16 protein-coding genes are annotated in these 20,806 nt (G+C 41.3%); 9 read left to right on the plus strand and 7 right to left on the minus strand.

Annotated features, from left to right (window positions below; translation table 11 throughout):
* Positions 1-1,183 precede the first annotated feature (1,183 nt).
* Positions 1,184-3,667: a bifunctional diguanylate cyclase/phosphodiesterase gene (locus H5164_RS17760; RefSeq protein ID WP_182723733.1), complete on the plus strand. Its 2,484-nt coding sequence runs from the start codon at positions 1,184-1,186 to the stop codon at positions 3,665-3,667.
* Here the strand turns inward: H5164_RS17760 and H5164_RS17765 are convergent.
* Positions 3,633-4,607, minus strand: coding sequence for an alpha/beta fold hydrolase (locus tag H5164_RS17765; protein ID WP_124017784.1), 975 nt, complete (start codon positions 4,605-4,607; stop codon positions 3,633-3,635). The two genes, H5164_RS17760 and H5164_RS17765, sit on opposite strands and share 35 nt — an antisense overlap.
* Before the next feature lie 61 nt (positions 4,608-4,668).
* Positions 4,669-6,477 (minus strand): DUF885 family protein, encoded by a 1,809-nt coding sequence (locus tag H5164_RS17770; protein ID WP_182757224.1) that lies wholly within the window; start codon positions 6,475-6,477, stop codon positions 4,669-4,671.
* A gap of 215 nt (positions 6,478-6,692) precedes the next feature.
* Here H5164_RS17770 and add point away from each other — a divergent pair, with 215 nt between their 5' ends.
* On the plus strand, positions 6,693-7,691 hold the full coding sequence (add, locus tag H5164_RS17775; RefSeq protein ID WP_124017783.1) for an adenosine deaminase: 999 nt from the start codon (positions 6,693-6,695) through the stop codon (positions 7,689-7,691).
* A gap of 71 nt (positions 7,692-7,762) precedes the next feature.
* Here the strand turns inward: add and hemN are convergent, their stop codons facing one another.
* The 3 genes from hemN to H5164_RS17790 all read right to left on the minus strand — a co-directional run bounded on the left by hemN (position 7,763) and on the right by H5164_RS17790 (position 11,816).
* On the minus strand, positions 7,763-9,139 hold the full coding sequence (gene hemN / locus H5164_RS17780; RefSeq protein ID WP_124017782.1) for an oxygen-independent coproporphyrinogen III oxidase: 1,377 nt from the start codon (positions 9,137-9,139) through the stop codon (positions 7,763-7,765).
* 296 nt (positions 9,140-9,435) lie between these two features.
* Positions 9,436-10,185 carry an NRDE family protein gene (locus tag H5164_RS17785; RefSeq protein WP_182757225.1) on the minus strand — a complete coding sequence of 250 codons (750 nt, stop codon included), beginning with the start codon at positions 10,183-10,185 and terminating at the stop codon, positions 9,436-9,438.
* 44 nt (positions 10,186-10,229) lie between these two features.
* Complete coding sequence (locus H5164_RS17790; RefSeq protein WP_182757226.1) at positions 10,230-11,816, minus strand: metal transporter; 1,587 nt, start codon at positions 11,814-11,816, stop codon at positions 10,230-10,232.
* 316 nt (positions 11,817-12,132) lie between these two features.
* Between H5164_RS17790 and H5164_RS17795 the strand changes: the two genes are divergently transcribed.
* The 3 genes from H5164_RS17795 to H5164_RS17805 all read left to right on the plus strand — a co-directional run bounded on the left by H5164_RS17795 (position 12,133) and on the right by H5164_RS17805 (position 16,143).
* Complete coding sequence (locus H5164_RS17795; protein ID WP_124017779.1) at positions 12,133-12,729, plus strand: YhgN family NAAT transporter; 597 nt, start codon at positions 12,133-12,135, stop codon at positions 12,727-12,729.
* Positions 12,730-12,991: 262 nt separating this feature from the next.
* Complete coding sequence (locus tag H5164_RS17800; protein WP_182742118.1) at positions 12,992-13,303, plus strand: hypothetical protein; 312 nt, start codon at positions 12,992-12,994, stop codon at positions 13,301-13,303.
* Positions 13,300-16,143 carry an immune inhibitor A domain-containing protein gene (locus H5164_RS17805; protein ID WP_182757227.1) on the plus strand — a complete coding sequence of 948 codons (2,844 nt, stop codon included), beginning with the start codon at positions 13,300-13,302 and terminating at the stop codon, positions 16,141-16,143. Before H5164_RS17800 ends, H5164_RS17805 begins: the two co-directional genes overlap by 4 nt.
* An 81-nt stretch (positions 16,144-16,224) precedes the next feature.
* Here the strand turns inward: H5164_RS17805 and H5164_RS17810 are convergent, their stop codons facing one another.
* Positions 16,225-16,812 (minus strand): chorismate lyase, encoded by a 588-nt coding sequence (locus H5164_RS17810; protein WP_182757228.1) that lies wholly within the window; start codon positions 16,810-16,812, stop codon positions 16,225-16,227.
* Positions 16,813-16,940: 128 nt separating this feature from the next.
* Between H5164_RS17810 and H5164_RS17815 the strand changes: the two genes are divergently transcribed.
* On the plus strand, positions 16,941-17,342 hold the full coding sequence (locus tag H5164_RS17815) for a flagellar basal body-associated protein FliL (RefSeq protein WP_124017775.1): 402 nt from the start codon (positions 16,941-16,943) through the stop codon (positions 17,340-17,342).
* Positions 17,342-18,424, plus strand: a complete 1,083-nt coding sequence (gene rlmF, locus H5164_RS17820; RefSeq protein ID WP_182757229.1) for a 23S rRNA (adenine(1618)-N(6))-methyltransferase RlmF — start codon at positions 17,342-17,344, stop codon at positions 18,422-18,424. Before H5164_RS17815 ends, rlmF begins: the two co-directional genes overlap by 1 nt.
* Here rlmF and H5164_RS17825 read toward each other — a convergent pair.
* Complete coding sequence (locus tag H5164_RS17825) at positions 18,421-19,275, minus strand: formate dehydrogenase accessory sulfurtransferase FdhD (protein ID WP_124017773.1); 855 nt, start codon at positions 19,273-19,275, stop codon at positions 18,421-18,423. The genes rlmF and H5164_RS17825 overlap by 4 nt on opposite strands.
* Positions 19,276-19,616: 341 nt before the next feature.
* Between H5164_RS17825 and H5164_RS17830 the strand changes: the two genes are divergently transcribed.
* Together H5164_RS17830 and H5164_RS17835 are read left to right on the plus strand one after the other, a co-directional pair.
* A complete protein-coding gene (locus tag H5164_RS17830; protein ID WP_124017772.1) occupies positions 19,617-20,084 on the plus strand; it encodes a DUF3305 domain-containing protein in 468 nt (155 codons plus the stop codon).
* Positions 20,081-20,776 carry a DUF3306 domain-containing protein gene (locus H5164_RS17835; protein WP_182757230.1) on the plus strand — a complete coding sequence of 232 codons (696 nt, stop codon included), beginning with the start codon at positions 20,081-20,083 and terminating at the stop codon, positions 20,774-20,776. Before H5164_RS17830 ends, H5164_RS17835 begins: the two co-directional genes overlap by 4 nt.
* The last annotated feature ends 30 nt before the right edge of the window (positions 20,777-20,806 follow it).

The raw sequence follows: 20,806 nt of genomic DNA on the forward strand, positions 1-20,806 counted from the left end.
AGTAGGTCATTTCCAGGCGCCAAATAAAACAGCAAGGCCACCTTAATCGGGTGGCCTTTTTGTTTTGTGCCTTAAACCTAAGCAATTGACCCGTGTGGATGATATGCCCATGCGAGAGTAGGTCAGTTCTAGGCGCCTAATTGACCTGAAAGAGTCGGTAAACAGCCCGCTATTATGTAGCGGGCTTTTTTACGTCTGTAATTTGTGCCTAAAAGCGGTTCTTGGACCTAAACCATTGACCCGAGAGGATGACATGCCCATGCGAGAGTCGGTCAGTTCTAGGGGCCAAAGAACACAGCAAGGCCACTCTACTCGAGTGGCCTTTTTGTTTTGTGCCTTAAATCTAAGCAATTAGTCAGTGTGGCCAGTATGCCCATGCCAGAGTAGGTCATTTCCAGGCGCTAAATAATACAGCAAGGCCTCTCTACTCGAGTGGCTTTTTTGTTTTGTGCCTTAAACCTAAGCAATTAGTCAGTGGCCCATGCCAGAGTAGGTCAGTTCCAGGCGCCTAATTGACTTGAAAGAGTCGTGAGACAGCCCGCTATTATATAGCGGGCTTTTTTACGTCTGCAATTTGTGCCTGAAAGCGGTTCTTGGACTTAAGCCATTGACTCGTGTGGACGATATGCTCATGCGAGTGTCCTTAATTTTACGTCTATAGTTAAAATACTTTGAGTTATCTGATGTTTACCTGTGCACATTAAGTAAAACATTATTGCTGTATGATCGATATGCTCAGATGAGAGATGATGGCTGTACGCTACAAACTGATGTATCAGGCTTTTGCTCTAACTGACTAACATTGAACCTTAGTTAACCTAAATAACTTATTGTCTACTTGTTCACATTTGGCTGTTAGATGGTTAATCTAGTCATCTCATTGTTTTGCAGTTTGATGAGATAAAGCTTAGCGTTATCCAATAAGTTGTTTCGTTTGATTTATTTTAGAGTACGTTACACCAATAATATCCTGAGTGTTTATTGTCATGGTGCATGTTTTATCTAGGTAAATAAAATTACACTTACAGCAGAAACAAGGTAGAGTATGTAGATCGATTTAAAGCTCCTAATAAATCAATAGTTTTTTATTTTGTATATGTTATTCGTCTTCATAACTATTGCTTTACTTGTTGATAAGATAACCGTTAGCGTATCTTCATATATTTAATTGGGTGGGTTTATTTTGCCTCGTTTGCCAAAAATTTCTCTGTCTATAATTGTCCCTGTGTGTGTTTTCACCCTCTACTTCGGCTTAGTATCTGGAGAGTATTTTTATGAGCATGCTGAGCTAAATGATCAGTTGGCATTAAGACAATCAGAGCAAATACAGAAAGACTTATTCAGAATGCGTCATGTGGTTGAATCTTCAATATTGATGCAAGATCCTGAACGGATAGAGCAGGAGGTTGCGTTAGTTTCAACCGATCAGAATATGATGGTCTATGTGATCCTTGATTCAGATAGTAAGATTCAATTTGCGAATCATATTATTTGGCGAGAAAGTAATGCTACCAATGTGTTAGAAGGCTATTCTGCTGATTTGCATAGAAGTGTTGTCAGCAACAATAAATCATATTTAAAGGTTAACTTTGATCGTCTATCTATCCAAGCCTACTACCCTGTTAATGCGAATTCACGTTACAGTTATTCAAACTCCGTTGAACTGATTTACTTAGAATATGACATTGCTAATATATTAGCTGAAGCTGTTGATAGTCTCTTAAAGCGTTTTATGGAGATATGGGGCATAGGCGCTTTGTTACTGTCGTTATTTTGCGTGATGTTGCACTATTTGCTTATTCGGCCATTGAGCCAATTAAGCCAAGCCGCCAAAAACCTTGATTCACCTGACTTCAATACTGATATTGTGTGTGCATCAACTGAGTTGGTTAACTTACGAGATTATCTAAATCAAGTTAATGGGCGACTATCTCGAAGTAAGAAGCGTCTTAATGATGCTGAGCAACGCTGGCTATTTGCTGTTGAGGGGGCTCGTAATGGTATTTGGGATTGGTGTATTTCTACTGGTGATGTGTTCGTTTCTGATCGTTGGAAAGATATCATAGGCTATCAGCCTTATGAGCTCGATAATGATTATTCTGTGTGGGAATCTCGTTTACATCGCGATGATAAAGCACAGGTTTTAAATACACTACAGAATTACATTCAGAATCAACATGAATATTATGAGAGTGTTTACCGTTTGCGCCATAAAGATGGCCGTTATATTTGGATTCTTGATCGTGGGAAAATTGTTGAGTGGGATGAACTCGGTCGGCCACTGCGTATTATTGGTACGATAACAGATGTTTCTGATGATGTTAAAAATCAATCAATTACCAATGAAAAACAAAGTCATAGCGGCCTTACGGATATCATTAATCGTGACCTATTAGCTGATCAACTGTTCGACCTACAAGTTTTCAGTCGTGAAACTGGCCAGTTCTCTGCACTGTTGATGATTAATTTAGATAATTTTAAATTAATTAATGATGGCTTGGGACGCCAGCTTGGTGACCGATTATTAATGCAGATAGCGGCAAGGTTATCAGCTACTTTTTCCAGTGTTGGCCAAGTTGCACGCCTTGGCGCTGATGAATTTGTCTTTTTAGTCAAAAACTTTGGTAATGATATCGATCAAGCAAATAAGCGTGCGCTAGCATTGGCAAGCGAAGTTAGACAGTTGATTGGGCGTAGTTTTACTATTTCAGATCAAAATTTATCCATTACTGCTCGGATTGGATTAGTCGTTTTTGATGGTATTGAGTCTTTAGAGCCGCAAGTATTACTGGCTCGTGTCGACAGCGCTTTAGAACAAGCAAAAGAGAGCCGTTCTAATGGTTGTGCTATTTATCAATCTGAATCTGTTCAGCATCAGGTTCAACCATTTAAATTACAAAACGAATTGAAGCTTGCGATTCATAATCAGCAAATGTCTTTAGTCTATCAACCCGTTGTCGACCAGGCTGGACAGCTCAATAGTGTAGAAGTTTTGATGCGTTGGTATCATCCGCAGTATGGCTACATTAGCCCACGCAAGTTTATTACATCTGCTGAGTTGTCTGACTGTATCTTTGAGTTAGAGTTGTGGGCGTTAGATCAAGTTTGTGAAATGATTAAAACACTTCAACAAGCTAATGCAACTATTCCTATAATGTCGTTAAATATATCTTCACGCCATTTTCATCAAGATCACTTTGCTAATGTGATAATGAATCGAATTAACGCAGCACAAATATCTCCATCGTTACTTCAATTTGAGTTAGCGGCAGATGTGTTTGTGGTAAATGCGAGTGTCGCTAAAAACAAAATTGCTGAGTTACAACGATTTGGTATCAATATTGCGATGGATAATTTTGGCAGCGGATCTTGTGCTGTTTATTTGCTGCAAGGTATTCGTTTTTCACAAGTGAAACTAGCAGCCGTTTACCTTGAAGACATTGAATTTAACCCTGAAACCTTCAATATTGTTAATGCTATTATTGAGTTTGCAGCTAAATTAAATTTCCCTGTTGTGGCTAAACAGGTGGAGAATAAGCAGCAACTTAATTTATTAACACACGCAAAATGTACTTGGTTCCAAGGTTATATTATTAGTAGGCCATTAGATAATGACGACATCATTCAATTGATTAAGACTCAGCTATCTTTGAGTGTTGTGCCATAAAATCGATAGCATAAGAAAGCGCAATATTACGCATTTTATCACTCTCAATAAACACCTCGTGATACGCGCCTTCAATGACGACTTTATGACAATGATTACTGAGTGTTTGATTTTGTGACTCGTTACATACAATCCTATCTTTCTCAGCTTGCAAGATTAATATCGGGGTTTGGCTGTTTTTAGCATAGCTAATCGTGCTCTGCGCCGCATTCATTGCTTCAAGTAACCAATGATTCGTGGGCGAGCCCAATTGCACCTGAGGATTTTCCTCAAACACGTTGCGATAGTGCTGGTAGCGATATTGGCTATGAGTGAGAAGATTTCGCTTAAAGCTATCGGGTTTGTAATGAGTACCACCAAGCACAAACGTACTGTGCACTTTACCTGCTTCAAGGCGATTGTTATCAAGTTTTTGAGCTAACCAATGGACAAGTGATTTCGCAAACGGTAGCCGTATACCAAACATTGGTGCTGAAAATACCGCTGCTGCAAATGTTTGTGGGTATTGATTAAGGTAATCACTTGCGATGGTACAGCCCATTGAGTGGGCGATACAAAATAACTCATCATGCTGTTGTGGACTAACTATTTGCTCGATAAATTGAGCCAAGTCAGCAGTGTAATCGCTAAAGTTTTCTACATAACCCTGAAATGGATTATGGGTGAGTCTATCTGATAAGCCTTGGCCTCGATGATCTAAAGCGTAAACGCTGAATCCTTGTTGATACAAATCAAACATCAATTCTTGATACTTTAAATAAGATTCAACTCTGCCATTGCTGATCACGATAGCGCGTTGCTTATTGGGGTGTTCGATCATTGCATAGGCAATGTTTATATTATCAGGAGTACAGAAACTCGATTGCTGTACTTGCTGCCAAAAGTGTCGCTGTTCGCTGGTATCGAGTTTTAATTCTGATGAAAATTTCATGTAATGCATTGTGATTAAGCCAGTATGTTTGAATCTAAAATAATATTTAATTTCTGAGTGTTTGTTTAATTTATACCTTGCTTGTCTCTTCTATCTTCGCCTGCTGGCGAGTGATAAACTCATCAACCATTTGCTCTAGTACCGTCATTGGGATGGAGCCATTTTCTAAAATTGCATCATGGAACTTTCTGATATCAAAATCTTTTCCTAATGCTTTCTCAGCTTTAGCGCGTAAGCGTTTTATGGTTAATTCACCAATTTTGTATGATAACGCTTGGCCCGGCCAAGAAATATAGCGATCGATTTCCGTGGTGACGTTGTGCATTGAAAGCGCTGTATTACTGGCCATAAAGTCGATCGACTGCTGGCGACTCCAACCTTTAGCGTGCATGCCTGTATCAACAACTAGTCGCGCAGCCCGCCACATTTCATAGGTTAAACGGCCAAAGTTGCTATAAGGGTCTCGATAAAACCCTGCTTCAACACCTAAATATTCTGAGTATAAACCCCAACCTTCACCAAATGCAGAGATGTAACTGTAACGTCTAAAATTGGGTAAGTCAGTGAGCTCTTTATTGAGTGAAATTTGCAAATGATGCCCTGGAACGGCTTCATGTAACGTTAATGCTTCTAGCTCGTAAAGTGGTCGTTTATCCAAGGCATAAGTATTGACCCAATAATAGCCGGGCTCGTCGTCACGGTTTGAGCCAGAGTAGCGCCCAGTAGTATATTTAGGTGCTATTTCTGCGGGCACTGGTGCAATACCATAAGGGGTGCGGGGTAATTTTCCAAAATACTTAGGCAATATGGCATCGGCTTTTTTGGCAATAAACGCTGCTTCTTTAAGTAACTCATCTGCCGTTTTGGGATAGAACTGTGGGTCGGTGCGTAAGAATGCTAAAAATTCAGCAAAACTGCCCTGAAAGCCAACATTTTTAATGACTTGCTCCATTTCTGCTCTTATTCGCGCGACTTCTTGCAATCCAAGTTGATGGACTTCATCTGCTGTCATAGGCAGTGTGGTGTAATATTCCACTCTGTTTTGATAAAAAGCTTTACCATCCGGTAAGGCGGAGGCGGCAATATCTACCCGTGCATTGGGAATATATTCTTGAGTCATAAAATCATAAAACTGCTGATAAAGTGGCAGTACAATTTGCTCAACAGTTTCCCGACCTTGTTTGGTTAACGCTTGCTTTTCTACTGCGCTAAAATACTCTGGATAGTGGGTAAACGGCGTAAAGTAACCACTGGCCTCAACAGGCACAATAAACGCGCTAATGCTGTCTTCAAAACCATTTAAGGTGATTTTTGCTGGGGTGATGCCACTGGCTAAGCCTTGTTTGAGCCAGTATGTTTGCTGAGCAAAATAGCGCGGTAGTTGTTTAAGTTTGGCTAAATAATGCTGATAATCCTCAACACTACTGAAACGCGCTTTAGCAATCGATGCGATGTAAGCATGGAAACCACTTTCTGCCGTAATAGGTAAATAGTGGTCATGAAAATGATACATATCGACGTCATTTTGTAGCTGGTCTTGCAAGATTTTGGCATTGATGACATCAGATTTTGATAACTGTGTTCGATCAAGTTGTTTGAGTGTATTGAGAATTTCGACAGTCTGTTGGTTTTTTTTGGCTAAGGTTTCTGCAGATAAATCGTCAAGCTTTCCTGCTGCTGTCGCATCACCTAAACTGGCGGCTAACTCTGGAGAATAGGCTAAATTAAGAGCCCAACTCTGGTCTATAATCACTTGCAAATCTGGCGCTATCAGTGTCTGTTGGCCTACGATTGATTCATTAACTTGAGTCGTCGGCGTATAGCTATTACAAGCCGATAAACTTAACATTATCAGTGCCGGTAGGATCAGTAAGCGCATCGATAGTCCTTGATGTTTTAATCTGTTTGTCAGCATTAGAGTATGCCCGATTTAAGCATAAAACACACATCACAAATAAGTATGTTTTTTTGCTGTCATAGATTCCATATAAAAATATTGGTCATCAGAATTTATATCAATACATGTTAAACTTAGTGCTATTCTCTGACCGACAAAACTAAACTAACGGCAGGGTAAGTTTATAGGGGTTAATTATGATAGATAAAACCATTCCGCTGGTTGATTTGCATCGACATTTAGACGGCAATGTTAATGTAAAAACCATTTGGGAATTAGGCCATCAACACGGTATTCAGCTACCCGCTAATTCGCTTGAAGAGCTTGCGCCATTTGTGCAAATCCAAGGTAAAGAAAACAATCTAGTGGATTTTCTCAAGAAACTCGATTGGATGGTGGCAGTATTAGCTGATCTTGATGCTGTGAAACGTGTTGCCTATGAGAATGTTATTGATGCAGCATCACAAGGTTTAGATTACGCTGAGTTGCGTTTTAGTCCATATTACATGGCGATGAATCATAATTTGCCCATTGAAGGTGTCGTTGAAGCCGTTATCGATGGCGTACGTGCCGGTGTAAAAGAGCGTGATATTCAGATTAACCTGATCGGTATTATGTCGCGTTCATTTGGACAAGAAAAATGTCGCTTAGAGCTTGAAGGCATACTTGCTCATCGTGACAGCATTGTCGCGATGGACCTAGCCGGAGATGAACTTGGTTTTCCTGGCGACTTATTTACTGAGCACTTTAAGCGTGTTAGAGATGCAGGATTACACATTACTGCTCATGCTGGCGAAGCCGCGGGTGCTGAAAGTATGTGGCAAGCCATTAACGTTCTGGGTGCGACACGAATTGGCCATGGCGTGAATGCGATTCATGATCCTAAGTTGATGGAGTATTTGGCTAAGCATCGTATTGGAATTGAGTCATGCCCAACCAGCAACTTACATACGTCTACCGTTAAAGATTATGATGTTCATCCACTGCGTAAATTTATGGACGCAGGTGTATTGATTGGTCTTAATACCGATGACCCAGGTGTGAGCGCTATTGATATCGCGCATGAATATCGTGTGGTTAAATCTGAAATGGGTTTCAGTGATAGTCAACTGGCGACATTGCAACGTAATGGTGTTGAAATGGCCTTTATGTCTGACAGTGACCGCAAAGCGTTATACGCTAAAAAAGCTAAGTAAATAGCGAGTATGAATAAAAATAGCCAGCAAATGCTGGCTATTTTTGTATTCTACTTTGTATAAACAGTGAGTTAAATTACTCTTGAAAACTGCTGTTGACGGGCTTTTTGACGATAATAGACATCAAAGCACATGCAAATATTACGAATAAGTAGCCGACCGGTCGGGCTTACTGTGAGTTTTCTATCAGTAATATTGACGAGCTTATCATCGATAAAAGTTTGTAATAGTTTGAGATCTTCCACAAAATATTCTTCAAAGTTTATCGCAAATTTTTGTTCAATTTTGGCCATGTCTAAATCAAAATGGCAGATAATTTGTTTAATTACCGCACGGCGAATTTCGTCATCGTGATTTAAACTACACCCTTTCCACAAAGCATGACCATTAGCATCAATCGCTTCGTAATATGGACGAATGTCTTTTTGGTTTTGGGCATAACAATCACCAATTTGGCTAATAGATGACACACCTAAACCAAGTAAGTCACATTCTTCTTGGGTGGTATAACCTTGGAAATTACGATGTAATTTACCGGCATTTTGTAATTTTGCTAACTCATCATTGGGCTTGGCAAAATGATCCATACCAATAAATTGATAACCTGCTGCGGTTAACGATTCAATCGTTTGATGCAGCATATCTAATTTCTGTTGTGGCGATGGCATATCGACTTCTTTAATTTTACGCTGCGCCGCAAAACGCGATGGCAAGTGTGCATAGTTAAAGACAGATAGACGATCGGGAGAAAGCTCAATAATTCGGGCTATCGTTTTAGCAAACGTTTCGGGAGTTTGTAGCGGTAATCCATAAATTAAATCAACGTTTGTTGACACAAACCCGAGTTCTTTTGCTCTAGCCATTAAGTCGAAAATAAATTGTTCGTCTTGCTCACGGTTAACGGCAACCTGTACTGCTTTATTAAAATCTTGTACACCAATAGACACTCGGTTAAACCCAGCTTCTTTTAAGGTATCAAGCATGCTCAGCTCGATTTCTCTAGGGTCGACTTCAATAGAGTATTCACCTACATCTGCAAAATTAAAGTGTTCTTTAATCAGTGCGGTCAGTTTAAGAATTTGTTCAGGGTTTAAAAATGTAGGTGTACCGCCACCCCAATGCATTTGGGTTACGGTGTAATTTTTGAATAATGGTGCACGTTTAATAATTTCAGTGGCCAGATATTCAATGTATTGATCGGCTTTGTGTGCGTGGCGAGTAATAATTTTATTACAACCACAGTAATAGCAAAGCTTAGCGCAAAAAGGGATATGTACGTAAAGCGACAGTTTGTCTGATTTACTGTTTTGAATGGATGTCAGTAAATTCTGCTCAGTAAAGGCATCGTCAAACTCTAGTGCGGTCGGGTAAGAAGTATAACGGGGACCGCTGTAATTGTATTTTTCGATCATCGACTGATCCCAACTAATCTGAGTGGGCTGCTTCAAGGCGTGTCCTCCGGTGGTAAATTAGCAACAGGCGAATTATGCAATGTTCATGATCAAATAACCTTGATCTAGGTTGTAAAAATGAATGTTGCCTAGTGGAATAAAGGCACTTGAGCTAAGTCTTATATTGAATCTTAGTGGTAATGCGGGGTGGGTCACAGTTTGCGATAGCCAATGTGAGAGGTATTGAGCAGTAAGTCTATCTTAAGGGTGAAGTTAACCTTAGATTGGGATATCGGTGAGGTCAAAGGTGATGATTTTTAGCCAACAGGTTTCATCTATTAACCCTGTTGCGGTTAGTTAATACTAAAGTGCTGAGTCCCTAAATTACGCGCTTTACCATCATATCTCACTTCAGTAAGTTGTACATTTCCGTTTTTATGTTTCAACACTATGCTGGTTGAACGAGTACCGTATTCTTCATGCTGGATAAAAATAGCAGACAGTAGGCGTTCCCACTCAAGGCTAATACCTGTTTGAGGTAAATCTTGATCCTTTGGTTGTGAGGTATCTCGCATGATAGCGAGTAATTGGTCTATGCAAGGTGTCTGCATTTGCTTGATATAGGTTTGCAGCTGTTGCTGGCCTTTAGCCATTTTAGGCCATATATCATCCAATGCGCCGTTACTTACCGCATGAAATCCAGGCTCGAGTATAGTGGTAGTTGATGTTTTACTGTTAAAGCAGAGGAGTTGGTTGTGGTGTTCGAAGACTAAATTAAACGGATTATAATTAACCGAGTGTTCAGCTAGCCATTGACTATTAACGTGCTGTTTTGTTAGCGCATCAACCACTAATTCTCCACGACTGCGAACGCCATTTTGCAGTTCAATGGAGCGAATATTGGTTATTCCTGCAAATTGGCCTTGCTCATTAATGCCTAACCAAGTGCCGCCAGCTTGCTTGTCTTGCCCAGCAAAAATGGCAGGATGAGTTGGCCAGCGATACGCTGGTTCAGTTGCTCTGTGATGAAATTCGTCACGGTTTGCACAAATAATTAAGGGGTAGTCGGGATGCGCCTCAACGGCAATAAATAAAATACACATAGCGGCCCCCTTAAATATATTGTCATCATTAGCGACTAAATAGATTAATGATGATGTTTATGTGTCGATGCTGAGTCATGATGATGTGGCGCTTTAATGTCTGATGGATGGCCGTGATCATGTGAATGTGACACTGATTTGAGGTTAATCATCAAACGGCTTAAAAATTTGCGCGGCCCGAGCCTAAGTAAACTGGCACCAAACAATAAAACTATGGCCACTAAACCAACAATGTTAGCAGACTCTGGTAAGTGTAATGTTAATGTTGAACTCAATGTGAATTGATCTGCCGCCATTAATCCTAGCAGTAAAATTCCGCCTAACATCAGCCCTTGTTTCCAATTCATTAACTTCAATTGACCAATACTAATTACTGGTGCTGCCAATAAAGTAAAGGCTACTGCAATTTGGCTCCAACCACTGTAAGCCAGAGATAAAGCCAAAATTACCGTGCCTAAATTACAAAAACGCATTGGTAAAAATACTAACAATAAAATAAATACCTGCAATGCAGGGTTTGCTAGTGGTACAGATGGATGACCAATCAGATTTGCTAGTACTAAACTAAGAATTATCCAAGGCGCACTTCGGTCGACTAATTGGCTAAACCCAAAACGCCATGGTGACTCTGATGCTGTTGGATGTGGGTCGGTTATCTCGACTTGTGTTAGGGTCATGAGTGCCCCTATCGCGAATAATCCCAGAGCTTGATAAAGCGCAAACCAAGGCCCTAATAATAAGATGGTAATTAATAATGCTTCCGGCCCTGCTAATCGCTGTAACCAACGTAGTCCCAAGGACGGATGAGAGGGGCGTAAACCAGATGCAAATCGAGCCGTAGCAATAAAATAGCTGCCTAATAAAATCGGTGAAATGGTCAGTAACCAACTCATAAATTGCTCTGAACCATGATTTTGATGAGCATGTTCATGGCCGCCAGTATCCATCAATAGCAGTAGCGCTAATAATCCTAAGCCTAATAAGCTGCCAATACCGGCTTGGTATTGATATTTGCCCTGCTTGTCTTCTTGTTGATGACCATGAGGTTGATGTAATACCACGTGTAAAATTGAGCCGGTAACAAAGGCTTGCAAATAAACGGTATTTTCAAGGCTCAACTGGGCTAATAGGTGTTCACCTGCAAAGTAGCCGACGCTGGTTAATATCATCATTGCCGCTAATACAGCACTGGCCCATCGATTACCCACTTGTGGTTTGAGTAACCACCAAATGGCGACACCAACAGGTAAGCGATGCATGATCACGCCTAAGGCCAGCAGTGTTGAATTGCCATCCTGTTGCGCCAAGACCATGGCTCCGCCGTCGGTCACTGTGTGTAACAGGAGCCCGGCAATACCTAATGTGAGAGTGATGTTATGGGTGATATCTGAATAGCGATGAAACAGCTTTTCACTGGCTGTTGGTCCCCAAACGCCGAGCATGACAAACAATAGCGTGATGAACCCACCATGCTCCAATAGCTCAGGCAAAATATGGATGAGCACTAATCCGCCAAGAGAGACAAAAATGAACCCATCTAAGCCCTTTTGCAATCCGCTACCTGACGCGAAGAAGCGATAAAAAAGTGGCCCAAACAGCAGTGCAACACAACTAGCAATTAGATAGAGCATGTTATCCAGAAATCAATCGAAAAAAACAACGCAGTATATCATTTTAAACCAGTATTGTAGCGTGTGAATCTATTAAGCTGAGAAATTTACCTAAAGAGGGGGCTAATTTTGATCGCGTTTTTGGGCATGAGGTTGAAAAAGTTTTTTAGATCATAACTTTGGTAGTAGTGGTGCGGCTATTTATTTGGGGGGATTTGTTGCAATCATTTACGACGATCACCTTACGATTAGCAATAAAGTAGTGGTTTGCATCGCAAATATTGTGCTGTTAGGTATACAATGTAGCCTATGTTTTTTAATTAAAAGATTGTCGTCCATGGATATTTTTTCTGCAGCTGTCATGTTGTTCTTGATTATGGACCCGCTAGGTAATTTACCTATATTTGCTTCCATATTACGTCATATTGACCCCAAAAAACGTCGTAAAGTCTTAATCCGTGAGCTATTGTTTGCGCTTATTATTATGTTGTCTTTTTTGTATGCTGGCGAAGCTATCCTTAACTTTCTCAACTTACGTTCTGAATCCGTGAGTATTGCTGGCGGCATTATCTTGTTCTTAATCGCGATTAAAATGATTTTCCCATCGCCAGGCGGTGTTGCTGGATTAGCCGCCGGGGAAGAGCCTTTTATTGTCCCTATGGCAATCCCATTAATGGCAGGACCATCTATTTTGGCGGCATTAATATTACTGGCGCACACAGATAGTAGTCGTATGATTGATTGGACCATAGCACTGGTCTCAGCATGGGGAATGAGTGCGGTTATTTTAATGTTTTACAAGTTGTTTACTCGCATACTTGGTGAGAAAGGCTTAATCGCAGTAGAGCGGTTAATGGGGATGGTTTTAGTGATGATCTCGGTACAAATGTTACTTGATGGGATATCGAATTATATTAATTCCGCCACGAATTAAGCCATTATTTCTCGATAGGTTTTACAGACTATACACTTCGTTCGAAAGATTAAAAAATCAATCTGTCTACCTAGTACTGGTTATTCGTAGAGCGTTAAAGCCGACCTAATAGGGTCGGCTTTTTTGTTTTAGAAGCAGAATAAATCATCGTTTATATTAATTTTTAAGCGAACGGGAACATTTACATTAAAGAATGTCTAATTTAATTGTAACCCATAGGTTGCAGCTGTTAATGTCATGTGATTATTGTTTGGGGTGAATTATGAAATACATTATCGTCATGCTGGGACTGGCTTTTATGACCTTGCAAGGTTGTCAAAATCCATCGGTGGCATCAAACGTAGACGAGCAAGCAGCCGTAACTAAACCATTAATTAAAGACTGTGGTCCAAGTGCAATGCCGCCTTTACGTGATAGGACTAAATTAATTGAAAACTTGCGCGCGAAAGGACTCATCACCGCCGATATGGACCAAGTACAAGTCGATAAAATTGTTGCTGATTACATCACCAAACGTCAAAAAGCATTTGAAAAATGTCACAAACCAACACTTAATACAGGGAAGTTAAAATGAGTAAGTTGACCAAATATCAAGGGTTAATTGTTTCAACGTTATTACTGGCATGTAGCAGTATGGCAGCACTTGCGGCTCCGCAAACAGGCACCCCAGCAGATGGTGGATTGATTAATGAACAGCAAGTGCTGTACTGGTTAATTAAACGTGGTGAAGTGGCAGCCGATGCCAGTGATGTTGAAAAACAAGCGGCAGTGGACGCATTTGTGAGCCGTGGCCGTCACACCACATTCAAACCTGCAGCGATTGAAGTGAAAGCTGAACAATTGCGGGTTAAACGTGCAGCACAAAAAAACACTAAAAGTGCGCAATATGCCGCTGCAAATAACAAAGTATTAGCCGATCAAGATATTACCAAAACGGTAAAGGTTTTAGCTGTGTTGGTAGACTTTCCAGATTTACCTCATGATGCCAACCAATTAAAGGCTGGCGATAGCGACATGTATTACAGCAGCTACCCAGCAGCACATTATCAACAACTGTTATTTTCACAAAACGGTTTTGCAGGTCCAAGTAACCAAACTTTACAATCGGCTTATCAGTATTTTCAGGCGGTATCGGGTAACAGTTTCCACTTTACCGGAGAGGTAAGAGATTGGGTCACAGCAGATCACGACGCCGCATACTATGGCGGTAATAATAGCAATGATGACGATAATGCAGTACCTGAGCTCGTCAAAGAGGCGGTCACGAAAGCTGTCGTTGGGATGACCGATGCTGAGCTAGAGAGTTATGACATTGAAGACCCTTTTGATATCGATGGCGACGGTAATTATGATGAAGCTGACGGAATTATCGACCATGTAATGTTGTTTCATTCTAGTATCGGTGAAGAAGCTGGTGGTGGGGTGTTAGCTGATGATGCTATTTGGTCGCACAGATTTTATGTGGATTCCAACACCAATGGCTATGTTATTCCTGGGCGAGGTGGTTTAAAGGTATTTGGCTACACAGTACAACCTATCGATGCTGCAGCAGGTGTATGTACTCACGAGTTTGGTCATGATTTAGGCTTGCCTGATGAGTATGACACCACTAACAGTGGCGATGGTTCACCTGTAGGAGCTTGGTCATTAATGTCTGGTGGTAGTTGGACTGGCAGTATTGCTGGGGCTCAACCGAGTGGCTTTAGCCCTTATGCAAAATCTTTTTTACAACAAAAGTACAAAGGTAAGTGGGTTAATGAACAGCATATTTCATTGGCTAATTTAACCAGTAGTGGCACTGCGGTAAAGCTAAATCATGCTGTAAATAGCGATGCCATCAACCAGTTATCGATTGCGCTGCCTGCTGAAAATATCGCTTTTAAAGCGCCATTAACAGGTAAGTATCAGTATTATTCAGGTCAAGGTGACATGATGAATAATGCCATGTCGTTCAATGTGTCATTACCATTAGATACGCCGTTAGCATTATCATTTCAAGCTCACTGGGATATTGAAGATGATTATGATTATGTACAAGTTCTGGTTGATAGCGTAGCAATAGAAGGTAACTACACAAGTTCAACTAATGCCGTTTATCCAGCAGTAAAAAACTTTATTAGCGGAAAATCGAGCAACATTAGTACCGCAGCGGGTTTAGATGCTTGGGTTAACATGAACTTTGATTTGAGTGCTTATGCCGGCCGAGATGTGCAGATCAGTGTGGTCTATAAAACCGATGAAGCTGTTGGCGATTATGGTATGGCTATTGATGATATTCAGTTAATTAACCAAGGTTCAGCGTTTTATATTGATGGCGCTGAGGCTGATGGTATGGCGACATTGTCTGGTTTTAGCCGTATTGAAGATAGTCTTCCTGGTAAAGCGAGACGTTACATAGTGCAATTACGCAGTCATCAAGGTGTAGATGCCGGACTGGTTTATGACAATTATGAACCGGGAGTATTATTGTGGTTAGAAAATTTTAACCAAAATGATAATAATGTTTCAGATCACTCAGGCAAAAGCTTAATTGGTGTAGTCGATGCAGACCAAAATTTGATTGGTGCTCAGCGGACTGATGTGCAGATTCGTGACGCAGCATTTAGCTTGTACCCACAAAGTCCTTATGTTGGTGACAGCCACCTAGCCGCTGAGTCTCTGTTTGACGACAATCGCGATTACAGTGCGCCGTTAAAACAACAAGCCGGTATGATATTGCCAGAGCTTGGATTGACCATGCAAATCACTGAACAAGCCAGCGACAGCAGTACTGCAACCGTTGAGTTTGCCTTATCTGATAGCAGCGAGTTGCCTGCAGTATCCTTAGTTGCCGAGATGAACGTGCAAGCTTCAGGTGCCGATGTTAGCTTTAATGTGATTGTCAGCGGTGGCAGTGATTACAGCTATGCATGGTCGTTTGGGGAAAACAATGCCACTAGTAGCGATACTGCACCAAGCTACACATATTCAGCATCGGGAGACTATATTGTCAGTGTGCTGGTAACTGACGCGGCAGGTAATACTGTCACGGCAACTGACACGATAAGAGTGGTGATTCAGCCTTTAGCTGCATTTACCTTGAATCAAACCGATCTAACAGTAGCGCTGACTAATACGTCTAAGCAAGGTTTTGGTAATTTGACTTATTTGTGGGATTTTGGTGATAGCAGTAGTAGCACGGTTGAAAATCCAAGCCATACTTATAACACAGCAGGGACTTATACCATTACATTAGTGACCACAGATTCTATTGGTAATGAAGTGACGGCTAATCAAGTTATAACGGTGTCGTCGCCAATAATTACAGCTACTGCGTCTACAACGACAACAGACAATGGCAGTAGCGGTGGCAGTTTGGGATGGCTAACTATATTGATGCTGAGCTTGTTCGGCTTTTTACGTAAGCGGGTTTAATCATCACCCTCTAAAAACGCCCTCAAGGGCGTTTTTAGATTAACGATACCAGATCGCCGAGTGAGGCTGAGTTAATCTTGTTCAGCTTTGATTGATGTATTCGACCGCCGCAGGCAGAAAAATCTCGCTGACAATCAGTTGTGAACCATACAGATTAAAATAGCGACGACGGCCCCATAAGCTAGTGCTAACTTTTTGATTTAAGCTGGTGGCTAATGCAGCTAAACGCCCGCAGGTTTCAAACTGGGCTACTTCAATATTGCCGGGAGTAATGTCTGGGCTATTAAATAATAATTCACCTAGTGGACGAGTGCCAAGACGGGTGAAATCATTAGGTTGATGACCATTATTCTTGTGTTGTGAGTCGAGAATGATTTGTGGGATCAGCGTGCGGGCAAATACCCATGGGATGCCATCAAGACACAATAATACTTCTCGGATCCAAACTGGATCTGTTTGAGTGGGAAATTCATCTGCTAGAGGCTGAAGTAAATGCTCGCCTAACACTCTTACTTCGAAGAGTTTACAGTGTGTCTTAAGACGTTTGGTTAAACTTCCGGTTGCTAATAACCAGTCTTTAAGTTGGCTGTGGGGCAATGAGTCGATTTTTTGTGGCGAAAACCAATGAATTGATTCACCATAAGGAAAGCTAGTACTGGTCACATTCATTTAAAACTCGTTACAATATATGTCAACGGCAGTAGTCTATCATGTCAAAGATGAGCAAACACTCCTAAGGGAGTGAGCAATATAGCTTAATTTAAGTAACGTTCCACATCGACGGAGTTTATCTCACTATGAAAAAATTGGTTTCAACGTTAGTTATGCTGTGTTGTTTGGCATTTAATGTCCATGCTGCAGATGAGCCTGCTGTTGAAGATTATGCATATTATGGCTTTGAGCCTGATATTGTTACTAACTATATTTCTAATCGTAAAAAGTTAGGTTTTGTTAAAATTAGTGTTGAATTGATGGTAAAAGATCCTAATGATTTAATGAGCTTAGAGCATCACGATCCTTTGCTTCGCTCGGCCATCGTTGAGATTTTAGGTAATCAATCGGAAGAAAAGGTTAAATCCTTATCTGGACGTGAGGAAATTCGCCGTGAATGCTATGAGATGATTAACCGCTTAATGGAACAAGAAGTCGGTCGTCCTATTGTGGTTAACTTACTCTTTACTAAATATTTATATGATTAATGGCTCGTTCAATAACGCAGTTGCAGCGAGCAAATCCTGATATGACTAAGCGGTCGCTAAACCAGCCTGCTGTTAAAAGACATTCCGCCTCAGCAGCGTCCAGTAAACCTGTGCTGTCAAAAGCGTTGCATTCGCGTAATGCCCATAAACAGGGGTATGATTTTGACGCACTGATAATCGCAGTGCCTGCATTGGCCGCTTTTGTTCGTCCAAATCCTTACGGTAACGCCTCTATCGATTTTGCCGACCCTCACGCGGTAAAATGTCTCAATACCGCTTTATTATTGAGTGAGTACAATATCCGAGGTTGGGATATTCCTAATGGGTATCTTTGTCCGCCAGTGCCTGGTCGTGTTGATTATTTACATTATATTGCTGATTTATTAGCCGTTAATGGCAAGGTGATTAAAGGAGCGAGTATTCGTTGCTTAGATATTGGAACGGGCGCCAATGGTATTTACCCATTATTAGGGATTCAAAGTTACGGTTGGCAATTTGTCGCATCGGATATTGACCCAGTTTCTATCGACAATGTGGACCAGATCGCCCAACAAAATCCGCAAATTTCAACTTATTTACAGTTAAGGTTACAGCAACAACCCGAGCATATCTTTAAGGGTATCATTAGCGCAGATGAACGGTTTGATGTCAGCTTGTGTAACCCGCCGTTTCACAGCTCTTTGGCTGAAGCATCGGCAGGTACATTACGTAAAGTCACCAATTTAGCTAAAAGCCAGCAGAAAAAGCATGGCCAACAATCAAGTCAACTCGCCGTGAGCCAAGTTAAGCCTACGCTTAATTTTGGCGGTCAAAAAGCCGAGTTATGGTGTGATGGTGGCGAGCAGAAATTTTTGGCCAACATGATTAAACAAAGCCGCGACTATGCCAGCCAAGTGCTATGGTTTACCTCATTAGTGTCTAAGTCAGAAAACCTTAAACCTTGTTATCAATTACTCAAACAGGTAAACGCTGTTGAGGTAAAAACCATTGAGATGACACAAGGTAATAAAGCCACACGCATTTTAGCGTGGAGTTTTTTAACCCCAGCGTTACGTCAACAATGGTCTACATTAAGGCGTTAATCTTTGATGGCATCAAATGTGATGGTTTCACAGCCGTGATACACCAAAAAATGTCTGCCTTTGGCGCGAGCGATTAAGGTGATGCCCATTTGCTTAGCCAAGTCTAAACCCATTTGAGTCACGCCACTGCGCGACAGTAATACTGGTATGCCCATCTTGGCGACTTTGATCACCATTTCTGATGTTAACCTTCCGGTAGTATAGAAAATCTTATCGTGTCCTGATTGCTGATCCAACCACATATCGCCTGCTAAAGTATCGACGGCATTATGGCGTCCTACATCTTCAACGAAGGCTAAAATTTTCTCATCTTGGCATATTCCACAACCATGAACTGCACCTGCATTTTTATAGGTTTCATTGTAAGCACTAATATTGCTGAGCAGATGATAAATAGTCGATTGTGTCAGCGATGGAGTAGGTAAACTTATGTCATCTAATCCTTGTAAGAATCCTCCGTAAACAGTGCCTTGACCACAACCGGACGTAACTGTCTTTTCGGCTAGTTTCTGCTCAATATCTTCGGATACTTCTTTGGTGATCACCGCAGCAGAACTGACATCCCAATCAACAATAACTGACTCTAATAAACTTAAATCGCTAATAAACCCTTGGTTTTTTAAATAACCAAGGGTTAATGACTCAGGTTTTGCGCCTAATGTCATCAAGGTCACAATCGGACGCCAATTTAAATAGACAGTTAATGGGCGTTCACAGGCAACAAATTTATCGACGATTACGCCTTGTTCGTTAACCGCTTTCACTGCAATGGTCAGTGGTACTTGAGTATTAGTTTTAACAAACTTTATCGCATCGCGCGTTAAAGATGTGGCTGAAACAGATTGAGTCATAAGTGAGATAGCCTCTTAATGGGTCTTTAATTGATGGCCTGAGCGGCAGCATTTACTTGCTTCAACATTAGAAAGCATAGCAATTATTATTCCCGAAACTGAAAACGACTTGCCTAAGCGTGATCTAGCGCAAATCTTTACAAATTCAATATTTCTGCCGTGTATTTATGTCCCATCTAAAATGACACTATGGACATATTGTCCTATCCTTATGAAGGATTTAGGGATCTAGTTCAAAGTTAATTTACTTTTTAGTTGGCACTATTTTTGCTTTTACTTTAATAAATAATCAAATCAAGTGTATTTCAATACACACTTTCATGTCAGAGGTAAGCATTACCATGCAACACACCGACACGATTTGGCCGATGTATGTTTCACTCAAAAAGGTGCCAATCCAAGTAGGGCGCTGGGCATCGGTTCGCTGGGAACTTGACCAAATGGTTCCTGCAACACAACCGCAGCCTGAAAACTCTGTCTTAATACCACTTGAATTATATAAAGATCAACGAGGTAGTTATCGGATTAATCTCGATATGGATAATTCAACGCTCTATATCGTTTGTGATGAACTGATTGACGGTACCTGGGTGCCAGCAATGATCTCTGCCGACCAACATGTCAGTGCCGGTTGCCTTGAATCTGATACACCCGTGCTTAATATTCCTATGCCCAGTGCAATTGCGTGCTGGATAGAAGCATTTATCACTCGTCATGGCGAGGTTGAGATCAGTGCTCATCGACGCAAGCATGTTAATCGTCGTAAAAATGAAGGTCCAAGTGCAAATCACTCCGGGAAAATCCAATGAGCGATAACACAAAAGGTCTTCTTAACCGTTGGGAGATTAGACGTCAACGGGTTGCTGAAGAGGCTGAGCAAGAAGAATTATTGCAACATGCGCGAGAAAAACCTGATGACTTCAACATACTAACAGCGGAAGTCGACCAAGATAATAACGTGATAGATGCTGATGAGGTGGCAGAGTCTGAACCGTTACCCGATCCCAGTACCATTGAAGTCGGCGGTAGTTTTGCTCGTTTTATGGCTAAAAGTGTTGATCCAACCACTAAAGCCGCAGCGTTAAGAGCCTTATGGAAACAGCCGCAATATGGTCACATTGACGGGCTTATCGAATATGCGCTGGATTATACCAATCAACCGCTATTGTCAGCCGATGTATCCGCTGAGTTAGCCAGTAAAGTGTTTCGTTATGTCATTAAAAAAGAACCGCCAGAACTTGAATTAGATCCAGAGGCCGTATCGACTGATTTATCTGCAACAGAACTTGCCCCAACGGATTTAGCCCCAACCGATTTGGCAAAAACCGAACTTTCTGAGCAAACCAGAGTGATTTCCGAAGAGGAGTCTATTGCTTCAACGGATGCAGATAAGCCAGAGGATGAACCACAAACCGCGGCGATATCGCCACAAGAACAATCGCTTTGTCACAATGATGACCTGATAAAGCAAGCTGTCGCCAGTGATGAGGCGAAAGCGTAATAACAGCAGTCACTGATGATGTGACCTAGA

This window comes from Shewanella sp. SG41-3, assembly GCF_014164545.1.
In the GTDB taxonomy this organism is placed as follows: domain Bacteria; phylum Pseudomonadota; class Gammaproteobacteria; order Enterobacterales; family Shewanellaceae; genus Shewanella; species Shewanella vesiculosa.

Coding starts and splice junctions, on each gene's coding strand:
- H5164_RS17825 (WP_124017773.1), bottom strand. CDS start 19,275: ATGACTCAATCTGTTTCAGCCACATCTTTAACGCGCGATGCGATAAAG.
- H5164_RS17805 (WP_182757227.1), top strand. CDS start 13,300: ATGAGTAAGTTGACCAAATATCAAGGGTTAATTGTTTCAACGTTATTA.
- H5164_RS17765 (WP_124017784.1), bottom strand. CDS start 4,607: ATGCATTACATGAAATTTTCATCAGAATTAAAACTCGATACCAGCGAA.
- H5164_RS17785 (WP_182757225.1), bottom strand. CDS start 10,185: ATGTGTATTTTATTTATTGCCGTTGAGGCGCATCCCGACTACCCCTTA.
- H5164_RS17790 (WP_182757226.1), bottom strand. CDS start 11,816: ATGCTCTATCTAATTGCTAGTTGTGTTGCACTGCTGTTTGGGCCACTT.
- H5164_RS17830 (WP_124017772.1), top strand. CDS start 19,617: ATGCAACACACCGACACGATTTGGCCGATGTATGTTTCACTCAAAAAG.
- H5164_RS17795 (WP_124017779.1), top strand. CDS start 12,133: ATGGATATTTTTTCTGCAGCTGTCATGTTGTTCTTGATTATGGACCCG.
- rlmF (WP_182757229.1), top strand. CDS start 17,342: ATGGCTCGTTCAATAACGCAGTTGCAGCGAGCAAATCCTGATATGACT.
- H5164_RS17770 (WP_182757224.1), bottom strand. CDS start 6,477: ATGCGCTTACTGATCCTACCGGCACTGATAATGTTAAGTTTATCGGCT.
- H5164_RS17815 (WP_124017775.1), top strand. CDS start 16,941: ATGAAAAAATTGGTTTCAACGTTAGTTATGCTGTGTTGTTTGGCATTT.
- add (WP_124017783.1), top strand. CDS start 6,693: ATGATAGATAAAACCATTCCGCTGGTTGATTTGCATCGACATTTAGAC.
- H5164_RS17835 (WP_182757230.1), top strand. CDS start 20,081: ATGAGCGATAACACAAAAGGTCTTCTTAACCGTTGGGAGATTAGACGT.
- H5164_RS17810 (WP_182757228.1), bottom strand. CDS start 16,812: ATGAATGTGACCAGTACTAGCTTTCCTTATGGTGAATCAATTCATTGG.
- H5164_RS17800 (WP_182742118.1), top strand. CDS start 12,992: ATGAAATACATTATCGTCATGCTGGGACTGGCTTTTATGACCTTGCAA.